17 protein-coding genes are annotated in these 23,588 nt (G+C 60.5%); 5 read left to right on the forward strand and 12 right to left on the reverse strand.

The annotated features are described in order from the left end of the window. Nucleotides 1–128: 128 nt before the first annotated feature. From NTD81_RS14560 to glnE, 9 genes are all read right to left on the reverse strand, one after another. A complete protein-coding gene (locus NTD81_RS14560) occupies nucleotides 129–1,586 on the reverse strand; it encodes a lipopolysaccharide kinase InaA family protein (RefSeq protein ID WP_262183322.1) in 1,458 nt (485 codons plus the stop codon). Beyond that, complete coding sequence (locus tag NTD81_RS14565) at nucleotides 1,583–2,329, reverse strand: lipopolysaccharide kinase InaA family protein (RefSeq protein ID WP_262183324.1); 747 nt, start codon at nucleotides 2,327–2,329, stop codon at nucleotides 1,583–1,585. The genes NTD81_RS14560 and NTD81_RS14565 overlap by 4 nt, the downstream gene beginning before the upstream one ends. Continuing rightward, nucleotides 2,326–3,060, reverse strand: a complete 735-nt coding sequence (locus tag NTD81_RS14570) for a lipopolysaccharide kinase InaA family protein (protein WP_262183325.1) — start codon at nucleotides 3,058–3,060, stop codon at nucleotides 2,326–2,328. Before NTD81_RS14570 ends, NTD81_RS14565 begins: the two co-directional genes overlap by 4 nt. Then, complete coding sequence (gene rfaP, locus NTD81_RS14575) at nucleotides 3,060–3,866, reverse strand: lipopolysaccharide core heptose(I) kinase RfaP (RefSeq protein ID WP_262183326.1); 807 nt, start codon at nucleotides 3,864–3,866, stop codon at nucleotides 3,060–3,062. The genes NTD81_RS14570 and rfaP overlap by 1 nt, the downstream gene beginning before the upstream one ends. Then, a complete protein-coding gene (locus NTD81_RS14580) occupies nucleotides 3,866–4,984 on the reverse strand; it encodes a glycosyltransferase family 4 protein (protein WP_262183327.1) in 1,119 nt (372 codons plus the stop codon). The genes rfaP and NTD81_RS14580 overlap by 1 nt, the downstream gene beginning before the upstream one ends. Further along, nucleotides 4,984–5,985: a lipopolysaccharide heptosyltransferase I gene (gene waaC / locus NTD81_RS14585; protein WP_262183328.1), complete on the reverse strand. Its 1,002-nt coding sequence runs from the start codon at nucleotides 5,983–5,985 to the stop codon at nucleotides 4,984–4,986. Before waaC ends, NTD81_RS14580 begins: the two co-directional genes overlap by 1 nt. A gap of 1 nt (nucleotide 5,986) precedes the next feature. Continuing rightward, nucleotides 5,987–7,021: a lipopolysaccharide heptosyltransferase II gene (gene waaF, locus NTD81_RS14590; protein ID WP_262183331.1), complete on the reverse strand. Its 1,035-nt coding sequence runs from the start codon at nucleotides 7,019–7,021 to the stop codon at nucleotides 5,987–5,989. A gap of 108 nt (nucleotides 7,022–7,129) precedes the next feature. After that, nucleotides 7,130–8,056 (reverse strand): branched-chain amino acid transaminase, encoded by a 927-nt coding sequence (locus tag NTD81_RS14595; RefSeq protein ID WP_262183549.1) that lies wholly within the window; start codon nucleotides 8,054–8,056, stop codon nucleotides 7,130–7,132. A gap of 84 nt (nucleotides 8,057–8,140) precedes the next feature. Next, nucleotides 8,141–11,077: a bifunctional [glutamate--ammonia ligase]-adenylyl-L-tyrosine phosphorylase/[glutamate--ammonia-ligase] adenylyltransferase gene (gene glnE, locus NTD81_RS14600; protein ID WP_262183332.1), complete on the reverse strand. Its 2,937-nt coding sequence runs from the start codon at nucleotides 11,075–11,077 to the stop codon at nucleotides 8,141–8,143. 265 nt (nucleotides 11,078–11,342) lie between these two features. On the opposite strand from glnE, the gene aceE reads away from it, so the two are divergent. Together aceE and aceF are read left to right on the forward strand one after the other, a co-directional pair. Next, entirely contained in the window at nucleotides 11,343–13,988 is a 2,646-nt protein-coding gene (aceE, locus tag NTD81_RS14605) for a pyruvate dehydrogenase (acetyl-transferring), homodimeric type (protein ID WP_262183333.1), read from the forward strand. An 11-nt stretch (nucleotides 13,989–13,999) separates the two neighbouring features. Continuing rightward, a complete protein-coding gene (aceF, locus tag NTD81_RS14610) occupies nucleotides 14,000–15,697 on the forward strand; it encodes a dihydrolipoyllysine-residue acetyltransferase (protein WP_262183335.1) in 1,698 nt (565 codons plus the stop codon). Between the two features lie 78 nt (nucleotides 15,698–15,775). On the opposite strand, the gene NTD81_RS14615 is transcribed toward aceF, so the two are convergent. Further along, on the reverse strand, nucleotides 15,776–16,303 hold the full coding sequence (locus tag NTD81_RS14615; protein ID WP_262183336.1) for a hypothetical protein: 528 nt from the start codon (nucleotides 16,301–16,303) through the stop codon (nucleotides 15,776–15,778). Between the two features lie 72 nt (nucleotides 16,304–16,375). Here NTD81_RS14615 and NTD81_RS14620 point away from each other — a divergent pair, with 72 nt between their 5' ends. The 3 genes from NTD81_RS14620 to NTD81_RS14630 all read left to right on the forward strand — a co-directional run bounded on the left by NTD81_RS14620 (nucleotide 16,376) and on the right by NTD81_RS14630 (nucleotide 20,442). After that, the gene (locus tag NTD81_RS14620) at nucleotides 16,376–19,006 is read left to right on the forward strand and encodes a putative bifunctional diguanylate cyclase/phosphodiesterase (RefSeq protein ID WP_262183338.1); all 2,631 of its coding nucleotides are present in this window, start codon (nucleotides 16,376–16,378) and stop codon (nucleotides 19,004–19,006) included. Nucleotides 19,007–19,105: 99 nt separating this feature from the next. Then, nucleotides 19,106–19,753, forward strand: coding sequence for a peptide-methionine (S)-S-oxide reductase MsrA (msrA, locus tag NTD81_RS14625; RefSeq protein WP_262183340.1), 648 nt, complete (start codon nucleotides 19,106–19,108; stop codon nucleotides 19,751–19,753). 260 nt (nucleotides 19,754–20,013) lie between these two features. Further along, on the forward strand, nucleotides 20,014–20,442 hold the full coding sequence (locus NTD81_RS14630) for a flagellar protein FlhE (protein WP_262183342.1): 429 nt from the start codon (nucleotides 20,014–20,016) through the stop codon (nucleotides 20,440–20,442). A gap of 89 nt (nucleotides 20,443–20,531) precedes the next feature. Here NTD81_RS14630 and NTD81_RS14635 read toward each other — a convergent pair whose 3' ends face one another. Together NTD81_RS14635 and NTD81_RS14640 are read right to left on the reverse strand one after the other, a co-directional pair. Then, complete coding sequence (locus tag NTD81_RS14635) at nucleotides 20,532–22,148, reverse strand: FMN-binding glutamate synthase family protein (protein WP_262183343.1); 1,617 nt, start codon at nucleotides 22,146–22,148, stop codon at nucleotides 20,532–20,534. Between the two features lie 569 nt (nucleotides 22,149–22,717). Next, on the reverse strand, nucleotides 22,718–23,560 hold the full coding sequence (locus tag NTD81_RS14640) for a 23S rRNA (adenine(2030)-N(6))-methyltransferase RlmJ (RefSeq protein ID WP_262183345.1): 843 nt from the start codon (nucleotides 23,558–23,560) through the stop codon (nucleotides 22,718–22,720). Between the last annotated feature and the right edge of the window lie 28 nt (nucleotides 23,561–23,588).

Below are 23,588 nucleotides of genomic sequence, written 5' to 3' on the forward strand. Positions count from 1 at the left end.
AGGGCCCATGCCAAACGGTTTAACCGCTAAAATCAGGCAGCGCATAAAGGCCAACGGCCCCAACTGCCCAGCGCGCAACACAAGTGCCCAGCCGCTGTTATCCACGCAACAAACAGCAGGTTAATGGGTTACGCAGACGTGTCGGCCTGCTTGGGTAAGCGCTGATCAAGCACCTTATAGAGTTCGCTGCTTTGCGGCCAATTGCGCATAAAGCGCGCCCTATCTTTGGCAAATGCTTGGGCGAAGCCGCTTAGGCTGGCATGCTGAGTCATCGAGTCAAGATCAATCAAAACCCAACGCCCAGCATCCCAGAACAGGTTATGGCCCTTAAAGTCGCCATGGCTGATGCGCTCGCGCAGCAACTGGGCAAATAAATCATCTAGGGCCTGTAACTCGGCCTCTGGGGCATCCCCACTGAGCACATAAGGCGCGAAGCGCTCGATAATATCGGGCCCTGACAGGTGTTCGGTAATCAGGTACGCCCGCCCGCGCAGCCACAGGCAGCGCCGCTCCAGCACCGCCAAAGGCTTGGGCGTGGCGATGCCGAGCATCTGTAAACGATGCCCTTCACGCCAACTATGCCAGGCCCGGCTAGGCCGCCAGAAGCGCGTCAGCCAGTGTTTAAAGCCCTTGATGTTATAGCGCTTGAGCACCACGCGCCGGCCCTGCACCTCGACGCCGGCCACTGTCGCCGTGCCACCGGTTTTGTATAACTGAGCACCGTTTATGGTTTGGTCCGGATCGGCCAGCAGTGGCGCTAAGGCCGCTTGCTCATCGCGGCGCACCACCTGCAGGGCAAAAGCACCAGACTTTGCAGCGAACAAGCTGCAATCGCGACCAATCTTGCGCAGATAATCACGCAGACGCCACTTCCTAACCTTGGCCACCTGCTTGAGCAGGGCCTCCAACGGCAAGGCATGCTCGCCGTTGGCCAGCAGGTAATGCACCAGCAGCTCTTCGATATAGGGGGTTATTTCGACCGGTAACTGGGCAAAAAACACGCCGAGGTTGGCCAGCACCAGATCCCGCGATAACGGCTTGCCCGGCTCCTGCGCCTGCACACCGCCACCGTCGATAATGAACAGCTGCTCGCCTTGGCGCAGCAGGTTGTCCAGATGCAAATCCGCCTGCCACAGACCTTTGCTGTGCATCTGGGCGATGGCATTCAAGGCTTCGCCCAAGACCCTCTGCTGGCCATCGCTAAGCAGCTCTTGGCTGGCGACTGCGGTCCAGGCATCCCACAGGCTTTGCGCATCGCTCAGATAGTCAAACAACAGCCACCCCCCCTCGCCCTCACGCAGGCCATCAGCCAGCAATAAGGGGGTGGGCAAACCTTGCTCGGCGAGCAGGCGCGCGCCACTGAGTTCGCGCTCAAATTGCCGGGCGGCGCGGCTGCCAACCAGCAACTTAGCCAACACCGGACGCCCACGCCAAGTGGCCTGGGCGACATAACGCTGACCCGGCAACACCCGCAACCAACGCTCAATATTCAACACCGCACTGCCTGCGGCATCGGCCAAGTCCAGGGTCAGCGGCAGTGCCGGACTACGCCCAGCCTTGGCCAATTGGGCAAGACTGCTGCTCATCGCCGGCTTTCCTTGTGCTTACGGCGGGCGCCCAGGCGCGCCGCCCAGTCGTCCACGGCCCGCTCGTCCTGCAGGTAGGCGTTTAAGAAGACCCGCACATCGGCCGGGCTCCACTCCAAAGCGCGGCGCAGCAAAGGCTCGATATCTTTGATGCGATCACGTCGTCCCAACAACAGCGGGCGGGTTTTTTCTAAATCGATCAGACACGCAGCAAAACCGTCGGTGTGCTCTTGCAAGAAGATGTGCTTGGGATAGAAGCAACCGTGCATCTGTCCAGCCTGATGCAGACGCCGCGCCAGCTGGCCGCAGGCGTTGAGGATGGCCTCGCGCTGCCCAGACGCCAGCTGCGACCAGCGCACCAGCCAGTTGTCGAGGTCTTGCCAGCCATCCAACGCCCGGGTCAGCAGCACGGCACAGCGCTCACCGTCCACCGGCCGCTCGGCGTAAAAGGCCGCCTGTAACGCCGGAATCCCCAACTTGGCGTAGCGGAAGATGGTGCGGATTTCGCGGGCGAAGGTGGGCTCGCCAGCGGGTCGCAACAGGCTACGGGTCAGGTAGCCACTTTGCCGCTTCAGGTAATAGGCAACGCCGTCCAGCTCCAGGCGGCACACACTGCTCCAGCCGCCGCGCTCGGTGTTGGGCTCATCCACAGGCTCGAGCTGGAGCGCCCACAATGCCTCAAAGGAGGCCAGGCCATGGCGCTCCAGTAAGGCCCGATCTTGCTCAGCGATATAGTCGATCACTCGCGTCCCTCGAAGAACTTCAATATGCGCCGCACACAGGTTTTGTCCTCGGCCTTAAGCCGGCTGTAACCCCGATATTGCAGATAAAAACGCAGGCGCTGGCTGGCCGATAAGGTCCGCTGGCCGACTTTATCCAAGCACGCCAGATCCTTGATCATTCGATAATTCAGCCACGGCCCCCACCAGAAGGTGCCGCCTGGGCAGTCGATCAAGAACACCTGAGCACTATCATCGACCAGAATATTGCGCCACTTCAAATCGTTGTGGGTAAAGCAGCGGTCATGCATGCGCCGGGTCAACTTGGCCACTTGCAGGCTGACCTTTTGCACCCAGCGCGGATTGCTCAGGCGCTCGTCGGCGTTATCCGCCAGATCCAGCAGGCTTTGGGTATTGGCCAGCTCACGGGTGATCATCGCGCCACGCTGGAACATGCCCAGCCGCCGCTCCATGCCCCAGGCCACCACTTCGGCAGTGGGAATCCCCCACTTGGCGAACCGCTTGAGGTTTTGCCATTCCGACTTAATCCGTGGCCGGCCGATATAGCGGCGGATATTGCTACCGGCCTCGCGGTAGCGTTTGACGTAGTAGCGCACGCCGCCGCGCTCAATGCGGATGACATCCGACAGCGGGTCCTTGGTGATTTTCTCACCCTGCAAGGCAAACACCGCATCCAAACTGCCGAAGTCAGCAACCAGATGGGCGTAGGCCGGATCGAGTTTCCACCCCGCCATCAGAGCGCACCTGCATAGCGTTGCTTACGCGCATACAGCTTGCTCGCCATGCGTTGCAATTGACGCAGCAGCGCCTGTTCCTCCGCCAGAGTCTGGCGCAGCGGCGTTGGGAAGTAAGCCCGCAAGAAGCGCAGCAGATCACGCTGGGTCATACCGATATCCAACACCGAGAAATACAGGCCGGCTAAGTCTTTATTACGCCAGCGCAGCGGTGTCTGCTCGCGCACTTGCGCACGGTGCAGATCGATCACCGACAAGCGCAGATCCGCCGGATCAATGGCCTTATCTGTGTGCAGCAAAAAGTGGCAGATATAGCAGTCGCGGTGGTTAACCCCGGCACGATGCATGGCGCCCAGCATCTGCCCGACCTTATCGATCAGCGCGCGCTTAAGGCGTGGCTCGGGTGGTTGGGTGGCCCAGTTGAGGCTGAGCTGTTCCAGATCGATGGTCGGCGCCAGCTCTTCGGTGATGATGAACGAATGCTGCCTGGCCGGATTATCGCCACGCACGCCATAGGCCACCGCCGTCATGGTCGGCACGCCGACCTGATGCAGGCGCTTGATGGCATCCCACTCTTGGGTCGCGCCGAGCACGGGGAGCTTGCCACGCACCAGGTTCTTGGTGATTTCAGCCCAGCCAATGCCACGGTGAATCTTCACAAAGTAGCCACGCCCAGCCACTTCCGTGCGCAGCGTGCGGCGGCCTTCCAGCTCGCGGTACACCTGCCCGTCCAAGGCCTCGACAGCCGCAAAGGCATCTTGACCAGCCCACAGGCTGGCAAAGGGCTCAGCCAATACCAGTTTCATCAGTCACTCGCCAAAATTATGTCTGCCGCGTGCTGCGGCATGGAATACAGATCCGCCTGCTCAGCATAAGCCAAGCCATTCGCGGACCAACGGCTGCGCTCGGCAGTGTCGTTGAGCATATCGCTCAGCAGGCGATCCAACTGTTCCTGCACAAAGGGACTGGCCAGCACCCGCCCGGCATCGGCCTCAGCGATGTAATGGGCATAGCCGCAGACATCGGTGACCAGTACCGGCAAGCCCGAAACCAACGCCTCAAGCAGAACCGTCCCGGTGTTTTCGTTGTACGCCGGGTGAATCAGTAAATCGGCGCCCAGCAGGAAGCGCGGAATATCACTACGGCCCTTGAGGATGTCGACCCGCGAGGCCACGCCCAGGGCTTTGGCTTGCAGATTGAACACCCGCGGATCGTCCTGACCGATAGCGATCAGCCGGGTGCGCTGCTGCAATTCAGGCGGCAGCGCGGCCAGAGCCTTGAGGCTACGATCCAGCCCCTTGGTCTTAAACCCGGAGCCGATTTGCACCAGCAGCAAGTCATCGTCGCCTAAGTTAAATTCGCGGCGAAACTCAGCGCGAATCTCGCTCGCATTGGCCGGCGCGCGACGATCCTGAGCAATCCCCGGCGGCAGCAAATGAAAGCGCGCCTGCGGGGTATGGTAGTGCTTGATAAACAGCGGCTGCTGCACTTCGGAGATCATCAGAATCTCGGTCTTCGACTCGGGGGCAAATACGGCCCGCTCGTAGTCAGCAAAGTGCTTGTAGCGGCCAAACCACTTGTACAGCGGGTTGCGCAGGGTTTGCGCCTTCTCTTCATAGCAGCCGTCGGCGGCGTAATACACATCCAGCCCCGGCATCTTGTTAAAGCCCACCACACGATCCACCGGACGCGCAGCCAAGTCAGCCGCCACCCAAGCGGTAAGCTTCTCGTTACGGTGGTGATTAAACAGGGCCTTGACCGGCACCTTGATTACTTCAAAGCCTTGCGGCACCTCACCTTCCCAGATCGGCGTGTAGACCCGGATGCTATGGCCACGGGCCTGGCATTCCAGGGCGATGCGCATAAAGTCGCGCTGCAAACCGCCAAACGGAAAGTACTTGTAGAGGATAAAAGCCAGTTGCATCAGTGGGTTTCCTCAGCCAAAAGCAACGCCTGTAACGCCTCGGCCACGCGGCTTGCGGGCAGACTATCAAAACAGGGTTTATGCCGATCACCCAGACCGGCATGCGGTCCGCTGGCACACAAATGAATTTGCGCCCGCCCATAGGCGCCAACGCGCCCCGGTAGAGTCGGGCCATACAGGGAAATACTCGGCACATCCAAGGCCGCCGCCAAATGGCCCAAGCCGGTATCCACCGCCACACAAGCACGGGCACCGGCAATCACCTTGGCCATCCCTGCTAGGTTAAGTTTGGGGAGCACGGCGGCTTTTTCAATGCCAGCGGCGATCCGCTCGGCCCGCGCCTTCTCAGCCTCGCTCCCCCAAGGCAGGCGAATACCCCAGCCTTGAGCGGCCATGACCTGGGCCAGCTCATGCCAATTCGTCTCGGGCCAGTGCTTGCTTGGCCACGTCGTGCCGTGCAGGAACAGCAGGTAGGGCGCCGTGTCGCGGTCGGCCAGCTGGTTGCGATCCAGGCCATAGTCGGCACGGCTATCGGGCAGCGGATAATCCAGGGCCTGGGCAAACAACTGCCGTACCCGCTCGATGGCGTGCTGCTCTTTGCTCACACTGTAGCGCCGGTTATAGAAGCGCGCGGCCAGCGGCTCACGGGCCGAGTCGGCGGCTAGGCCAACCACCGGCGCCTTGCTGTAACGGGTCAGCCAGGCACTTTTGAGCAGGCCCTGGGCGTCAATCACCAGGTCATAGCGGGTTTCACCGAGACGCTGTTTAAAGCGCCGCCACTCACCGCTCTTAATGGTTTGCCAGAGGTGCTTGCGCCAACGGCGAATCGCCACCGGAATCACCTGAGCCACCGCCGGGTGCCAGGCCGGGATTTCGGCGAAGCCCTCTTCCACCACCCAGTCAAACTGAATACCGGGAATCGCCCGCGCCGCATCGGTCAGCGCTGGCAGGGTATGTACCACATCGCCGAGAGAGGAGGTTTTGATTAACAGAACGCGCAAACTATTCGACCTCAAGCGGATCAGCGACCAAGCGCCCCAGCGCCTCGATCACTTGTCGCGGTTTAAGCTGGGTCAGGCAGTTGTAATGGCCAAACCGGCAGGTACGTTCAAAACAGGGGCTGCATTCCAGGCCCAGGCGCACCACTTCCACTTGCTCAGCCAGAGGCGGGGTAAAGCCTGGCGAGGTCGAGCCATACACCGACACTAACGGCCGCTGCAGAGCGGCGGCCACGTGCATCAGGCCGGAGTCGTTGGACACCACCGCTGCCGCGCAGGAGAGCAAATCAATCGCCTCGGCCAGGCTGGTTTCACCCGCCAGGTTACTGGCTTCTTCACGCAGCCCCGGAATCAGGCGCGCGCGGATCGCTTCACCGACCGGATGATCGCTTTTCGAGCCAAACAGCCAGACCTGCCAACCCTCACGGATTTTTAGCTCGGCCACCTTGGCGTAGTGCTCACTGGGCCAACGCTTGGCCTCACCGAACTCAGCACCGGGGCACAGGGCCAACACCGGGCGATCCAGACTCAGGCCAAACTTGGCCAGCGCCGCTTCGCGACTGACCGGATCAATCTGTAACGCAGGCCGCGGATAAGGCTTGGGCAGCTCGGCACCCGGCTCATAGGCCAGCGCCATAAAGCGCTCGATCATCAGCGGGTAGCGTTCTTTATCCAAGGTACGGATATCGTTGAGCAGGCCATAACGCAGCTCGCCCTTCCAGCCGGTGCGCTTGGGGATACCGGCAAAAAACGGCACCAGCGCCGACTTCAGCGAGTTAGGCAACAAGATCGCTTGATCATATTGGCCGGCCAGGCTCTTGCCGATTTTGCGCCGCGTGGCCAGTTGCAACACGCCATGCCCCAAAGGAAAGCTCAGCGCCTTGCGCACCTCAGGCATACGCTCAAGGATCGGCCGACTCCACTGCGGCGCCAGCACGTCGATTGCACAGCCCGGGTGGCGCGCGCGCAGGCACTGAAACAGCGTCTGCGCCATGACCATGTCACCTACCCAGCTGGGGCCAACGATCAATATATTCATGCCACTTCCAGAAACGACCAAGGAGGCTTTCGCCTCCCGGACAGACACAATGGGTGCGTAAACGCCTGCTTACCTGAGCAGTGAAAGCCTCAGGTGGCAGGCTAGCACTTACTTAACCAAGGTACGCCAGTCAGCGTGGGCCGCAGTCTTGCCGGTAACCAGGTCGAAGTAGGCGCTCTGCAGTTTTTCCGTGATCGGACCGCGGCGGCCTGCGCCGATCTGGCGCCCATCAACTTCACGAATCGGCGTTACTTCGGCGGCAGTACCGGTAAAGAAGGCTTCGTCAGCGATATACACCTCATCGCGGGTGATGCGCTTCTCAACCACTTTCAGCCCCTGCTCTTCAGCCAGGGTCAGGATAGTGCTGCGGGTAATGCCGTTGAGGCAGGAAGTCACTTCCGGGGTGTACACCACACCGTTTTTCACCAGGAAGATGTTCTCGCCCGAGCCTTCGGCCACGTAGCCTTCCGGGTCCAGCAGCATGGCTTCATCAGCGCCGCCGGAGATGGCTTCTTGCAGCGCCAGCATCGAGTTGATGTAGTTGCCGTTAGCCTTGGCGCGAGTCATGGCGATGTTGACGTGGTGGCGGGTGAAGGAGCTGGTGCGCACCTTGATGCCGACCTTCAGCGCTTCATCGCCCATATAGGCGCCCCAATGCCAAGCGGCGACAATCGCCTGCACCTTCAGGCCAGTGGCACGCAGACCCATGGCTTCAGATCCGTAAAACACCATCGGACGGATGTAAGCGCTTTCCAGATTGTTCTCACGCACAGCGGCGCGGGTGGCTTCGTTGATCTCGTCTTTGCTGAACGGAATCTTCATGCCCATGATGTGGGCCGAGTCGAACAGGCGATCGGTGTGCGCTTCGAGGCGGAAAATCGCGGTGCCTTGCGGCGTGTTGTAGGCGCGCACGCCCTCAAATACGCCCATGCCATAGTGCAGGGTGTGGGTCAGGACGTGGGTGGTCGCGTCGCGCCACTGCACCAACTCACCGTCATACCAAATTACGCCGTCACGATCGGCCATGGATGCCATCGACATAGTTGCCCGCTCCTCAAAATTCGCTAGATAAGACCAGTGCCAGCCGCCCAAGGCAGCGTGCCGATAAACCTGTACAGCTTAGTTCAAGCCCAGTTCGCGCCACAGCCGCAGCACCGTCTGGCGCTCGCTGTGGAACTGCTCACCACTGACCACCCCCGGCAGCTTCTGTAACGCCTGGCGGTGCGCCGCAGAGCGGTAGGCCTTGTAAATATCCTGCAACAACCGGGCATCTTCGCCAGGCAGTAAACCGAGCCGTTCCAGGCCTTCCAGAATGCGAATATTGTCAGTGAACTCAAGCAACTCCGGATAGCGCTGGGACCACGCCAAGGCCGCGTATTGCACCATAAATTCAATATCGACGATACCTCCAGCGTCCTGCTTGAGGTCATAGGCGGCGCTGGCGTCGAAGGCATTGGCGGCGGTCCCGGCAGCGGTTTGCTTAGTGCCTAAGTTATCGCGCATCTTCGCGCGCATCTCACTGACCTCCAGGCGCAGCTTGTCCAGATCGCGCGGACGCCCTAAGACTTGCGCACGCACCGCAGCAAAAGCCGCGCCGACGCGCGCGCTGCCGACCAACACGCGGGCGCGCACCAGCGCTTGGTGCTCCCAGGTCCAGGCCTCGTTCTGCTGATAACGCTCAAACGCGCCCAAGGAGCTCACCAGCAAGCCCGCTGCACCGGACGGACGCAGGCGCATATCCACCTCATAGAGCTGGCCAGAGTTGGTCTGGGTGGTAAGCAAATGGATGATGCGCTGGCCTAAGCGGTTGAAGAACTGCGCACCGTCGATGGATTTAGCCCCATCGGTCTCGGCCTGCGGATCGCCATCGTGGATAAACACCAAGTCCAGATCCGAGCCTGGGCCCAGCTCGATGCCGCCAACCTTGCCGTAGCCAACGATGATGAAGTCCGGATCGCACAGACTGCCGTCGGCGCGCCGGGGCGTGCCGTACTTGCCGACCATATGGCGCCAAGCCAGCTCCAGCACCTGCTGCAAAATCGCTTCGGCCAGCCAGGTTAAGTAGTCGCTGACCTTCATCAGCGGCAAGCTGCCGGCAATTTCCGAGGCGGCCACCCGCAGGCCGTGGGCCAGTTTGAAGTGGCGCAGGGCCTCCATCTGCTGTTCCAGGTCTTCCTCGGGAATGCGCATCAGCCGCTCGCGCAGTTCAGCGGCCAGCTCCGGAGCATGGGGTGGATTAAACAGCCGGCCTTCATTGAGCAGCTCATCCAGCAGCAGCGGGAAGCGCGCGATCTGTTCGGCGATCCACGGACTGGCCGCACACAGGGTCAGCAGGCGCTCCAGGGCGTTGGGGTTTTCCGTGAGCAGCACCAGATAGGCCGAGCGCCGCGCCACCGCCTCAATCAGCGGCAACACCCGCTCCAGCACTAAGTCGGGGTTGCTCTGCTCGACGGTCTTGGCCAGCAGCCGCGGGATAAAGGCATCCAGCCGCTCACGACCGAGGCGCTGCATGGTCCGCACCTGATTGCTGTTGCGCAGGCCCAACAAACGCTGCCAGGCCGACTGCGCATCCACAAAGCCGGCGTCAGCCAACTGGCGGCAGGCGCCCTCCTCGTCTTGCATGTCCTCCCACAGCGGCAGCCATTCGCCACCGACAATTTCTTCTTCCTCGGCGTCTTCGTCGGGATCGGCAATCACCTGGCGGAAGTGCCAGTCCACCCGCCCGCGCCAATACATCAAACGCTCGTGGAACGCCTCCCACGAATCGAAACCCATGATAAAGGCCACCCGCACCCGATCCTGCTCACTGTCCGGGAGCATCTGGGTCTGGCGGTCGTCGATGGCCTGCAGGGCATGCTCGACATAACGCAAAAAGCAGTAGCCCTCGCGCAGTTCATCGGTCACCGCCGCCGGTAGATAACCCTGCTCAGGCAAGGTTTTGAGGATGCGGAACAACGAGCGTTTTTGCAGACTAAGGTCGCGGCCGCCGTGAATCAGCTGGAAGGCCTGGGCGATAAACTCCACTTCCCGGATGCCGCCAGCGCCGAGCTTGATATTGGCGGCCATGCCCTTGCGCCGTACTTCCTGCTGGATCAGCTGCTTCATCGAGCGCAGCGCCTCGATGGCGGAAAAATCCAGGTAACGTCGATAGACGAACGGCCGCAGCATCTTCAGCAGCTGCTCACCGGCTTGCTGATCGCCGCCCACTACGCGGGCTTTGATCATGGCGTAGCGCTCCCAGTCACGGCCCTGATCTTGGTAATACTGCTCCAGCGCGTTAAAGCTGAACACCAAAGGACCCGACGAACCGTACGGCCTTAATCGCATATCGGTACGGAACACAAAGCCGTCTACGGTGATCACATCCAGAGCTTTGATCAGCTTCTGCCCCAGGCGGATAAAAAACTCCTGGTTATCCAGCGGTCGCTTAACGCCCTCGGTTTCCCCGCCCTCGGGATAACCGAAGATCAGATCGATATCAGAGGACAAATTCAGCTCATGCGCGCCCAACTTGCCCATGCCGAGAATCACCAGGTGCTGCGCCTCGCCGCTACGCCGGCCGATGGGGGTGCCAAACTGAGCGCAGTGCTGCGGATACAGCCAGTGATAGGCCAGATCGATACAGGCGTCGGCCAATTCAGAAAGATCGCGGCAGGTTTCCACCAAGTCCGCCTGACGACTGATGTCGCGCCAGATGATGCGCAGTTGCTGGCGGTTGCGAAAACGCCGCAGGCGCTGGGCCAAATCGTTCTCATCGGCGCAATCCGCAAGTTTGTCCTGCAATTTACTGCGCAAGTCACCGGGCACCAGGCTTTGTTCCAGCATGCCGCTCGCGGCCAGGTCCAACAGCATTTGCGGATCCCGCACCGCCTGCTGAACGACAAAGTCACTGGCCGCCGCCACTCGTCGCAAGGTTTCCAACCGCGCCGGCGGCCACTGGTCCAGAGCGGCTGCGCCCTGTTCAAGCTCACTCAAGGCCTGGCGCAATGACTGCTCGCCACGCTCAGCCAAAAGCACTAGGGATGGGGGTAACGCGGCCAGCGCGGGCAGGCTCATGGTCTATCCTTTTAGCGAGCAGTCAGCCCCATCAACCGCGGGCTAGGGCCCGTAATGGCAGGATTAGGGAGAGTGAACAGGATCACTGACTGTAGTTTTACTACCAAATATTGTTTTGACAGGGCTGAAATTGGCGCCGGTTTGTAGTAAAACTACAGGGCTACCTTTAACGACCCGGTAAATCCAAGAATTCCCGCAGCCGCTCACAAAGTGGCCGCGAAACCAGGCCTCCGATTCTGGAAGCCTTTCCGCCCTGGAGCAAGCCATGCAAGACCTCGATCCCGTCGAAACCCAGGAATGGCTGGACGCCCTTGAGTCTGTCCTCGAAAACGAGGGTGAAGACCGCGCTCATTACCTAATGACCCGCATGGGCGAGCTAGCCACCCGCAGTGGCTCACAGCTGCCGTACGCCATCACCACGCCTTACCGCAACACCATTCCAGTGACCCACGAAGCACGTATGCCCGGCGACCTGTTTATGGAGCGGCGCATCCGCTCGCTGGTGCGCTGGAACGCCCTAGCCATGGTGATGCGTACCAACCTCAAAGACTCTGACTTGGGCGGCCATATCTCCAGCTTCGCCTCCAGTGCGACGCTGTACGACATCGGTTTTAACTACTTCTTCCAGGCGCCGACCGAGCAACACGGCGGCGACCTGATCTTCTTCCAAGGCCATGCCAGCCCAGGCATCTACGCCCGCGCCTTTATGGAAGGGCGCTTCAGCGAAGAACAGATGAGCAACTTCCGTCAGGAAGTCGATGGCAAAGGTCTGTCGTCCTATCCGCACCCGTGGCTGATGCCGGACTTCTGGCAGTTCCCCACCGTGTCGATGGGCCTGGGCCCGATCCAAGCGATTTACCAAGCACGCTTTATGAAGTACCTGGAAGCGCGCGGCTTTATCGAGCCAGGCAAGCAAAAGGTCTGGTGTTTTATGGGCGACGGCGAGTGCGACGAGCCGGAATCCCTCGGTGCCATCTCCCTGGCTGGCCGCGAGAAGCTGGACAACCTGATCTTCGTCATCAACTGCAACCTGCAGCGCCTCGACGGCCCAGTGCGCGGTAACGCCAAGATCATCCAAGAGCTGGAAGGCGTGTTCCGCGGCGCCCAGTGGAACGTGAACAAGGTCGTGTGGGGCCGTTTCTGGGACCCACTGCTGGCCAAAGACGTCGACGGCATCCTGCAACGCCGGATGGACGAAGTCATCGACGGCGAGTACCAGAACTACAAGGCCAAAGACGGCGCCTATGTGCGTGAACACTTCTTCAACAGCCCAGAACTCAAGGCCATGGTCGCTGACCTGTCCGATGATGAAATCTGGCGCCTGAACCGTGGCGGTCACGACCCGTACAAGGTTTACGCGGCCTACCACCAAGCCGTGAACCACCAAGGTCAACCGACTGTGGTGCTGGCCAAAACCATTAAAGGTTATGGCACCGGCGCCGGTGAAGCGCAGAACACCGCGCACAACACCAAGAAGGTCGATGTTGAGAGCCTCAAGTCGTTCCGCGACCGTTTCGACATCCCGGTCAGCGACGATCAGCTCGAGCACCTGCCGCTGGTCCGTCCGCAAGAAGGCAGCGCCGAGGCCCGTTACCTGGCCGAACGCCGCGCCGCACTGGGTGGCTTTGTGCCGCAGCGCCGGCGTAAGAGCTTCAGCATCCCGACGCCACCGCTGGAAACCCTCAAAGCCATTCTCGACGGCACCGGCGAGCGGGAAATCTCCACCACCATGGCGTTTGTGCGCATCATCGCGCAGCTGGTGAAGGACAAGGACATCGGCCAGCGTATCGTGCCGATCATCCCCGACGAAGCCCGTACCTTTGGTATGGAAGGCATGTTCCGCCAGCTCGGCATCTACTCCTCGGTCGGCCAGCTGTACGAGCCAGTCGATAAAGACCAGGTAATGTTCTACAAAGAGGACAAGAAAGGTCAGATCCTCGAGGAAGGCATCAACGAAGCCGGCGCCATGAGCTCGTTCATTGCCGCGGGGACCTCGTACTCCACCCACAACCAGCCGATGCTGCCGTTCTACATCTTCTACTCGATGTTCGGCCTGCAACGTATCGGTGACCTGGCCTGGGCCGCTGGCGACAGCCGCACCCGTGGTTTCCTGATCGGCGGCACCGCCGGGCGGACCACCCTGAACGGTGAAGGCCTGCAGCACGAAGACGGTCACAGCCATGTGCTGGCCTCGACCATCCCGAATTGCCATTCCTATGATCCCACCTACGGTTACGAGCTGGCGGTGATCATCCAGGATGGCATGAAGCGCATGACCGAGCAGCAAGAAGACGTCTTCTACTACATCACCGTGATGAACGAGTCCTACCAGCAACCGGCCATGCCAGCCGGGGTTGAACAAGGCATCGTCAAAGGGATGTACCTGCTCGAAGAAGACAGCAGCGAGCAGCCACTGCGCGTACAACTGCTGGGTAGCGGCAGCATCCTGCGCGAAGTGCGTGAGGCGGCGAAGATCCTCCGCGAGCAGTACAAGGTCGCGGCTGACGTCTGGAGCGTCACCAGCTTCAACGAACTGCGCCGCGAAGGCCTGGCCACCGAGCGCTACAACCGCCTGCATCCGTTGCAAGCACCGAAAGCCACCTACGTTGAAGAATGCCTCAATGGCCGCAACGGCCCGGTAATCGCCAGCACCGACTACATGAAGGTGTTTGCCGAGCAGATCCGCCAGTGGGTCCCAAGCAAAGAATACGTCGTGCTGGGCACCGACGGTTTCGGTCGCAGCGACAGCCGCAAAAAACTGCGTCACTTCTTCGAGGTGGATCGTCAGTGGGTCGTGCTGGGCGCGCTGGAAGCCTTGGTCAAACGCGGTGAAATCGAAGCCAAGGTACTGAGCGATGCCATTAGCCAGTTCGGCATCGACCCAGAAAAACCAAACCCACTGGACTGCTAAGGAGCGTAGCGATGAGTGAATTGATTCGCGTACCCGACATCGGCAGCGGTGAGGGCGAAGTGATTGAGCTGTTCGTCAAAGTTGGCGATCGCATCGAAGCTGACCAGAGCCTGCTGACCCTGGAGTCGGATAAGGCCAGCATGGAGATCCCCGCGCCGAAGGCCGGGGTGATCACCGCGCTGAAGGTCAAGCTGGGTGACAAGCTCAAAGAAGGTGATGAACTGCTTGAGCTGGAAGTCGAAGGCGATGCCCCGGCAGCCGCTCCAGCTGCCAGCGCGGAGCCTGCTGCAGCACCGGCGGCCGCAGCGCCTGCTCCCGCCGCAGCGCCTGCCCCTGCTGAACCCGCACCGGCTGCGGCGCCAGCGGCGACCAGCAGCGTGCAGGACATCCATGTACCGGATATCGGCTCGGCCGGCACCGCCAAGGTTATCGAAGTACTGGTCAAGGCTGGCGATACGGTTGAAGTCGACCAGTCGCTGATCACCCTGGAATCCGACAAAGCCAGCATGGAGATTCCCTCTCCGGCAGCAGGCGTGGTGGAAGAAGTGCTGGTCAAGCTGGATGCTGATGTTGGCACCGGCGCCCTGATCCTCAAGCTCAAGGTGGCCGGTGCCGCGCCTGCTGCGCCTGAGCAACCTGCAGCGCCGGCCCCAGCCGCCGCTGAAGAGCCGGCGAAGCGCGAGCTGCACCGCGTACCGGAAGGTGCAGCACCGCATGTCGCGGCAGAAGTACGCGCTATTGCCGCCCTGTCCGCTGCGGCTGAAAACGCCGGTATCGCCAAGCGCGAAGGGCTGAAGGTGCACGCCGGTCCTGCGGTGCGCCTGACCGCCCGCGAGTTTGGCGTGGACCTAGGCGAAGTCACCGGCACGGGGCCGAAAGGGCGCATCCTCAAAGAGGACGTGCAGGCCCACGTCAAAGCCATGCTGCAAAAAGCCAAGGCCGCGCCTGAAGCGGCTGCGGCCACTGGTGGCGCCGGTATCCCGCCGATCCCGACGGTGGACTTCAGCAAGTTTGGTGAAATCGAAGAAGTGCCGCTGACCCGCTTGATGCAGGTCGGTGCCACTAACCTGCACCGCAGCTGGCTCAACGTGCCCCACGTAACCCAGTTCGACAGCTCTGATATCACTGAGCTGGAAGCCTTCCGCGTGGCGCAAAAGGCCGTGGCGGAAAAAGCTGGGGTCAAGCTCACCGTATTGCCACTGCTGCTTAAGGCCTGCGCCTTCCTGCTCAAGGAACTGCCGGACTTCAACAGCTCGCTGGCACCGAGCGGCAAAGCGCTGATCCGCAAGAAATACGTCAACCTGGGCTTCGCGGTAGATACCCCGGATGGCTTGCTGGTGCCGGTAATCAAAAACGTCGACCAGAAGAGCTTGCTGCAACTGGCCGCTGAAGCCGCCGAGCTGGCGGAAAAAGCGCGCAACAAGAAGCTGTCGGCTGACGATATGCAAGGCGCTTGCTTCACCATCTCCAGCCTCGGGCACATTGGCGGCACCGGCTTTACGCCGATCGTCAACGCGCCGGAAGTGGCGATTTTGGGCGTGAGCAAGGCGACCATACAGCCGGTGTGGGATGGCAAAGCCTTCCAGCCTCGGCTGATGCTGCCGCTGTCGCTGTCCTATGATCACCGGGTAATCAATGGCGCCGCTGCCGCACGCTTTACCAAGCGTTTAGGCGACGTGCTCGGCGATATCCGCACCATGCTTCTGTGATCGAGCACTAAGCGCTAAAACAAGAAACCCCGCCATACGGCGGGGTTTTTTATTGCGCGTCAAGCACCCCTGCGCGCATCAACCTTTTTGCACATTACGGATCAAAAAGCTCAAGGCCTTGGCCAGCTCTGCCGCCCCTTGATGATCGCGCACGATGGTCAACAAAGGGCTGCCATCGGCGGGGTTGTGCAGCACGCAACTGATGCCATTACTGGGGCACTCATAACGGACAAACGGATCCACCCCATACAGGTTCAACGGTCGGTTACGTACCGCCAATGCGCCACCCTGTTGCGCCCGTGACTCTTCACGCAACAGCAGCTCGCCTGAAGTACCGAGGCTGAGCTGATAGAGCAGGTCCTGACGGTTGCTTTGCGTCACTTGGTAGCCGGCGCGCAAGGCATAGGTTTTGAGTAAATCGTTGCAGTGCGCTAACAACGCCTGCCGATCATTGTCTGTTAAATACAGGCGCTTGATTTTCAGCAAATATTGGCTCTGCTCGCTGCTACTCAGGCTTACGCCTGACTCACTGGCGAGACACAGGTTAGACGCCAGACAACTGCTGAGCAGTACGGCCGTTACTAGTTTGGTTAGTCGCAGTTGCATGGTTCACCTTTGCCCCAAGCCTGATGTGTTGCGGGACCCACATTAATCAGCATACTGGAAGCGCCCTAGCCAATGAAAAGCCATCCTGATGTCGCCAAAGGATTAGCGGCCAAGGTTGTGACACAGTTACCAGCTCCCGCGCAGTTGGGGCTGCTGCGTTTCGAGCGGTTAAATCAAGCCAGCTGGAACATGCTCAGTCTCGACCCCATCTGCGAGGACATTTTTGGCCTCACCGCAGAGCAACTCTGCACCCTACTCGACGCGCCCTATCTCAGCTTGATTGAAGCGGACAATCACCAACAGCTGCATGCCGACATTCAGCAGCAGCTCGAGCATGACCAGTACTACAAGCTGCAGTATTACCTGCACACGCCTAAGGGCAGGCTGGAGGTCTTAGAGATCGGCGAGGCCTTCGAACAAGACCAACTGCAGATGCTGCGTGGCTATTTGCTGCCAATGCCACCTGCTGCTGCCATCAGCCACACTCAGCCGATCTGTAGCAACGATCTGTTCGAGCAACAGCGCCGCGTGCGTGCGCAGCGCAAACTGATAGTCGAGTTATCCCGCCAGCAATATTCCAGTACCAACCCCGTGCGTGAAGCAGGCGAATGGATCTGTAAATGCGCCTGCGAGCTGTACGACGTCAGCCGCGTGGGGATCTGGAGCCTCAGCGGCAAGAGCCTGCAGGGGGTTAACCTGTACGAGCGGGAAACTGGCCAGCACACGGTGCAAAGCGAGCTCGACCTCAGTCAGTTTCCCAACTACCTGGAGTCGATTCACAGTGGCCGCTCGCTGGATGCCCATGATGCCCTGCAAGACTTACGCAGTTGCGAGCTAAGCGAAAGCTACTTGCTGCCACTGGGGATTACCTCGTTGCTTGATGGCAGCATCCGCATGGACGGTCAAGTGGTGGGCGTACTCAGCCTGGAACACATCGGCCCGGCCCGGCAGTGGCTCAGTGATGAAATCACCTTTGTCGGCGAGCTGGCCGACCAATACGCGCAAGTGCTGAGCAATCACCAACGGCGTTCTGCCACCGATGCGCTGTACCTATTTCAGCGGGCGGTGGAGCAAAGCTCCAGCGCTTTTATCCTGTTCAACAGCGATGGCCTGGTGGAATACGTCAGCCCCAGCTTCACCACCATCACCCAGTACAGCGCCGGTGAAGTACAGGGCCGCAGCCTGGCCGATATTCCGGCGCTAAAAGACCTCAATGACCGCCTGTTTGAGGCCAGCACCAACCTGCTCGAACACCGTCGCTGGCAAGGCGAACTGAAAAGCCTGCGTAAAAACAACGAGCCATATTGGGGCCACTTGTCGCTGTCCAGGGTTAACGATGATGACGGCAAACTCAGCCACTTTATCGGCATTTACCAAGACATCACCACCAATAAGCAGACCCAGCAACATATCGAACAGCTGGCCTTCAACGACACGCTCACCGGGCTGCCTAACCGCAATGCCTTTATCGCCACCCTGGAAAAACACTACCGGGACAACCCCAGCCACGCCGTGTGTTTGCTCTTGGTGGATATCGATAACTTCAAACGGGTGAACGACAGCCTCGGCCACCATGTCGGTGACCGCCTGCTGATCAGCTTGGCCCGGCGCCTGCGCCACAGTTTGCCCGCCAGCAGCGTGTTGGCGCGCTTTGCCAGTAACGAATTCGCCATCCTGATCAGCAACAAGCAGCACGACAGCTTGCAGATTGCCGACAAGCTTTTGCATATCCTCGATAAGCCGCTGTTTATCGACAATCAACTGATCAACCTGACCGGTTCAATCGGTTTAGCCTGTGCACCGAGCCATGGTAATGACCCGCAATCGCTGATGAAGCATGCCGGCTTGGCCCTGCACAAAGCCAAGGCCAATGGCAAAAACCAATTACAGATTTACAACGACGCGCTCAAAGACGAGGCCCACTACAAGCTGTTCGTGGAGAGCAACCTGCGCCGGGCGCTGACGCAAAACCAACTGGAGATTTTCTACCAACCCAAGCTGTGCTTGAGCAACGGTGCCTTGGTCGGTATGGAAGCCTTGCTGCGCTGGAAGCATCCGGAACAGGGCATGATCGCCCCGGACAAATTTATCAGCGTGGCCGAGGACACCGGCCTGATTATGCCCATCGGCAAATGGGTCACGCGCCAGGCTTGCCGCATGGCCAAGGAACTGAGCAGCTTAGGTTTAGGCAACCTGCAAATGGCCATCAACCTGTCGCCCAAGCAGTTCTCCGATCCCAACTTGCTCAGCGAGATCGCCAGCATTATTGATGAAGAACAACTGTCCCCGGCCCTGCTGGAGTTTGAGCTGACCGAAAGCCTGCTGATCGACGCCAGCGAGCACACCCGTCGCCTGCTGTTGGAGTTGAAACAGCTGGGTGTGAGCCTGGCCATGGATGATTTTGGCACCGGCTACTCGTCGCTGAGCTACCTGAAGAAATTCCCCATCGACGTGATCAAAATTGATCGCAGCTTTATCAAGGATATTCCCAGCAACCCGGACGACATGGAGATTACCTCGGCCGTCATCGCCATGGCCCACAAGCTCAATTTGCAGGTGGTGGCCGAGGGCGTTGAGACCCTCGCGCAATTGCAGTTTCTGCGCCGGCAGAACTGCGATATTGGCCAGGGCTATCTGTTTGATAAACCCATTGCCGGCCGCGACCTGGTCGAGCGCCTGAAACGTTATCCACGGCGGCGCTGACAGCGGCGCAGGCTGTGCCTAGAATGTCAGTCTGTGCGCACGAGCGGTAACGATTGAGCGCTCCACCCCTGCTGTTTTAGTGTCTACAAGGAACTCGCCATGGTCTTGCGCTCAACCATCCTGACGGAAAAAAACCAACTGCCCAGCGCCGAGCAGGCCTTGCCGGGCCGCCCTGAAGCCATGCCAGTGCCGGCGGCGCACTACGTGAATGGTAAGCCGCTCAAGGGCCCGTTCCCTGAACATCTGCAACAGGCCATCTTTGGTTTGGGCTGCTTCTGGGGCGCCGAACGGCGCTTCTGGCAACAACCCGGGGTGTGGACCACCGCGGTGGGTTACGCCGGCGGCTACACGCCCAACCCGACTTACGAAGAAACCTGCTCCGGCCTCACCGGCCACACCGAAGTGGTGCTGGTGGTGTTTGATCCGGCCGAGATCAGCTTCAACGACCTGCTCAAAGTGTTCTGGGAAGCTCACAATCCGACCCAGGGCATGCGTCAAGGTAACGACATCGGCACCCAGTACCGCTCGGCGATCTACTGCAGCGACACCGAACAACTGCTGACCGCCACCGCCAGCCTCGCGCACTTCCAGCAAGCCTTGGCGGATGCCGGGTTCGGCCCGATCACCACCGAGATCGCCCTGGCGGAAACCTTTTACTACGCCGAGGACTACCACCAGCAGTACCTGGCCAAGAATCCTGGCGGCTACTGCGGTTTAGGCGGCACCGGGGTGTGCCTGCCAGCCTGATCAAGGCCCTGGCGCGCAAGGTTTTGCCCCAACCGGCAAAGCCTTGCCGAAGCGCTGGCACAGCCACCGCTCGCCCTACCCCGACGCCAGCGTTACGACCAAGCGCGCAGCCAGGCTCTGCGCGAGGCGCAGGGATAGTCCTCGGCCACCAAGGTATTTGGCCTGTTTCATGCTTTTATAGCCAACAACCGACTTCACAACCTCAGGCAGCCATGCGCGCCGTTACAGCAGCCAGGCTGACTCACACAAGCTGATGAGCTATGCGTATTTCTAGATTTCTTCAGGTCTGCGCCAGCCTGGGCCTCAGCCTCTGGGCCGCTAGCGCCTGGGCCGATGGGGCGTATGTCAGCGACCGTGCCTTGGCCAGTATCAACCGCGCCAATGCCTGGTTTCGCAGCGACTTTGCCGTGGTTGAACCTAACCTGACGACCAGCGCGACGATCGGCTCGGTCAGTTGGCGCTATGAGCTGCCGGGCATTCCCGCCGGTGCCACCCTCAGCGCCCAGCTCTGTTATCCCAGACCGCTGCTCTGCGAGGATATTTCCCGCAGCCAGTCCGGCTCCACCGAGCGTTTTAGCGGTCGCTCCGCCGCCGTGCCGCTGTTTATCCAGTACCGCGTCAACCACAAAGCGAACTTCGCCCCACTGGCGCCAAAGCCCGCACAAATCATCGTTAACTGGCGCCGTTAAGCCTTAGTCCATCTTGAATCGAGGCGACTGGCCCGGTGGGTGCGCAACCTAGCCGCAGGCTGGCCAGCCTGCGGCGGTTGCACGTGGCCTCAGTGCTGCGGCGCAGGCTCGAAGCTGTCGGCCTGGGCCAGGCTCCACATACGGGCGTAGAACTCACCAGAGATTTCCCCGGACAGCAGCTCGCCAGGCTTAAGGAACACATGCAGTTGCGAGTACAGCTTGATCTCGCTGGCCGACATACGCCGCACCAGATGCCGCGCCTCGACTTGATCGGGGTGTTGCAGGCCAGCTGCAGCGAGCATTTCAGAAAGGGCTTTGAGGGTGTTTTGATGGAAGCTGTGGACCCGCTCGGCTTTATCTGGCACCACCAGCGCGCGCTGGCGTAACGGATCTTGGGTGGCCACGCCGGTGGGGCATTTGTTGGTGTGGCACGACTGGCTCTGAATGCAGCCGATGGCGAACATAAAACCGCGCGCCGAGTTGGCCCAGTCGGCACCCAGCGCCATCACGCTGGCCAGATCAAAGGCGCTGACAATCTTGCCGCTGGCACCGATGCGGATTTTGTCGCGCAGGCCCACGCCAACCAAGGTGTTATGCACAAACAGCAGGCCTTCGCGCAGGGGCACGCCGATATGGTCGGTGAACTCCACTGGCGCCGCGCCGGTACCGCCTTCCTTACCGTCGACCACGATAAAGTCGGGGAGGATGCCGGTTTGCAGCATGGCCTTGGCGATCCCCATAAACTCCCACGGATGGCCGAGGCAGAACTTAAAGCCCACCGGCTTGCCGCCAGACAGCTCACGCAGTTGCGCAATAAACTGGAGCAACTCCACAGGGTTGCTAAAGGCCGAATGCCCAGCCGGCGAGATGCAGTCCTGGCCCATGGGCACGCCGCGGGTCTGAGCGATTTCCTCGGTGACTTTGTGCTTCGGCAGAATGCCGCCATGGCCGGGTTTAGCGCCTTGGCTGAGCTTGATCTCGATCATCTTCACTTGCGCACTGGAGGCTTGCTCGGCGAAGCGCTGCGCATCGAAACGGCCCTCCGGGGTGCGGCAGCCGAAGTAGCCGCTGCCGATTTCCCACACCAGATCACCGCCGTTTTCCCGGTGATAGGGGCTGATGCTGCCCTCGCCGGTGTCGTGGTAAAAGCCGCCGAGCTTGGCGCCACGGTTCAGGGCGCGGATGGCGTTGGCACTGAGCGAGCCGAAGCTCATCGCCGAGATGTTAAACACCGAGGCCGAATAGGGCTGCGTGCACTGTGGGCCACCGACCTTGATGCGAAAATTCATGGGGTCGCAATGGGTCGCCGGCGCCATCGAGTGGCCGATAAACTCAAAACCGTTTTGATACACATCGCTCAGGGTACCGAAGGCTTTCTCTGCGCTTTGGTTCTTCGCACGCTGGTACACCAAGGAACGCTGGGCGCGGGAGAACGGCAGTTGCTCGCCATCGGCTTCGAGCAGGTATTGGCGAATCTCCGGGCGAATCGCCTCGATCAGATAACGGAAGTTACCCAGGATAGGGTAGTTACGCAGCACCGCATGGGGGGTTTGCAACACATCACGCACGCCCAGCGCACTAAGGCCACCGGCCACCAAGGTGACGATCCACATCCAGCTGTGGCTGGCGAGGAAAGGCAAACTGATCAGGGTGGTCAACACACACAGGGCGAAAAAAGCATAACGGTTCAACAGCGAAAAACTCATACAAACTCCTAACGGCATAGGTCATAGAGCAGCGCAGCGGGACCGCTTCAGCGGCCAGGTTTGGCGAGGGTCTGTGCGGTTCTTGAAGAATCACGGCAGCGGCTGGTAGCAATACGGCAGCAGCGGCCAACTGGGTGGCCGTCTGTTGTACCGCACAAGGTACGCCGACGGGCCGCAGCGGCCTAGCGCGAGTTTTGCTTCAAGCTGTTGGGCCATGCCTGGCCCCACTTGGTTCAACGCCATTGGGTCACTTGGCCGATTACCGCGCAGCATTCGTCTGCCCCTCAGTCTGCCCACTGTTGCCCACGCCAGCGGGCCACCTGCGCCAGCGTTAGCGGCTGGGCCTGATTGCCCCAACTGCCGTGGACGGAATTGGCCAAGTCGGCCATTTGCTGATCATCCAAACCAGCCAGATCGGCCCACTGACGGCAAAGTGCGGCAAGTCGCTGCGGGATTCCCGGCTGAAGTTAGCCTGACGCAGGTTGCTTAGGCATGACCGCGCCACTGGCGCGCCTCACTCGCCGCCACCTACTCCTGCAACTATAGGCGCGCTGCGACGAGGTTGCCGCTTAGCCTTGCTCCGCAATCAACCAATCGAGGCGCCAGCCCGGCTGGCTTTGCCCGAGCAACTTGGCCAGCCACGGCAACACCTGCTGCAACTCCTCCTCCAGGCCCCATGGCGGGTTACTGATAACCAGACCGGAGCCATTCAGACGAGTGGCATCGTCAGCGCTATGCACATACAGCTCAACGCGCAGCAGTTTCGGCGCGTTGGATTTTTCCAAATCGCTATAGAAGCGTTTGAGCTGGCGCAGGTCCTTGATCGGATACCAGATGGCGACCACCGCCTGGCGCATCCGGCCGATGGCTTCGTTCAGCGCTTGGACGCAGCGCTGCAGCTCATCGGCCTGCTCAAATGGCGGATCAATCAACAGCACCACACGTTTCTCTTGGGTCGGCATCAGCGCCCGTGGCACGTACCAACCTTCGCCCAAGTGCACGGCGACGCGGCGGTCACTGGCCATGTTCTCTTTGAGCAGGCGACCATCTTCGGGGTGCTTTTCATTGAGTTGCAGGCGGTCCTGCGCCCGGCTCAGGGCCCGCGCCACCTCGGGCGAGCCGGGGTAATGGCGCAGCTCGCCAGCAGGGTTCATGCTGCGCACCAAGTCTAAGTAGGCCTGCAACGGCTCCGGCACATCCGTGGCTTGCCATAGACGGTCGATGCCTTCTAGCCATTCGCCCGTGCGGCTGGCCTGATCGCCACGCAGGTCATACAGACCAATGCCGGCATGGCTGTCGAGGTAGGCGATGGGCGATTCTTTGCGCGCCATAAACGCCAACAGGCGGCTGAGCACATAATGTTTCAACACGTCGGCGTGGTTGCCGGCATGAAAGGCGTGACGGTAGTTCATCGGGGGGCTCCAGTAATCCCCATAGTCT

Source organism: Pseudomonas sp. 5P_3.1_Bac2, assembly GCF_025465995.1.
GTDB lineage: Bacteria > Pseudomonadota > Gammaproteobacteria > Pseudomonadales > Pseudomonadaceae > Aquipseudomonas.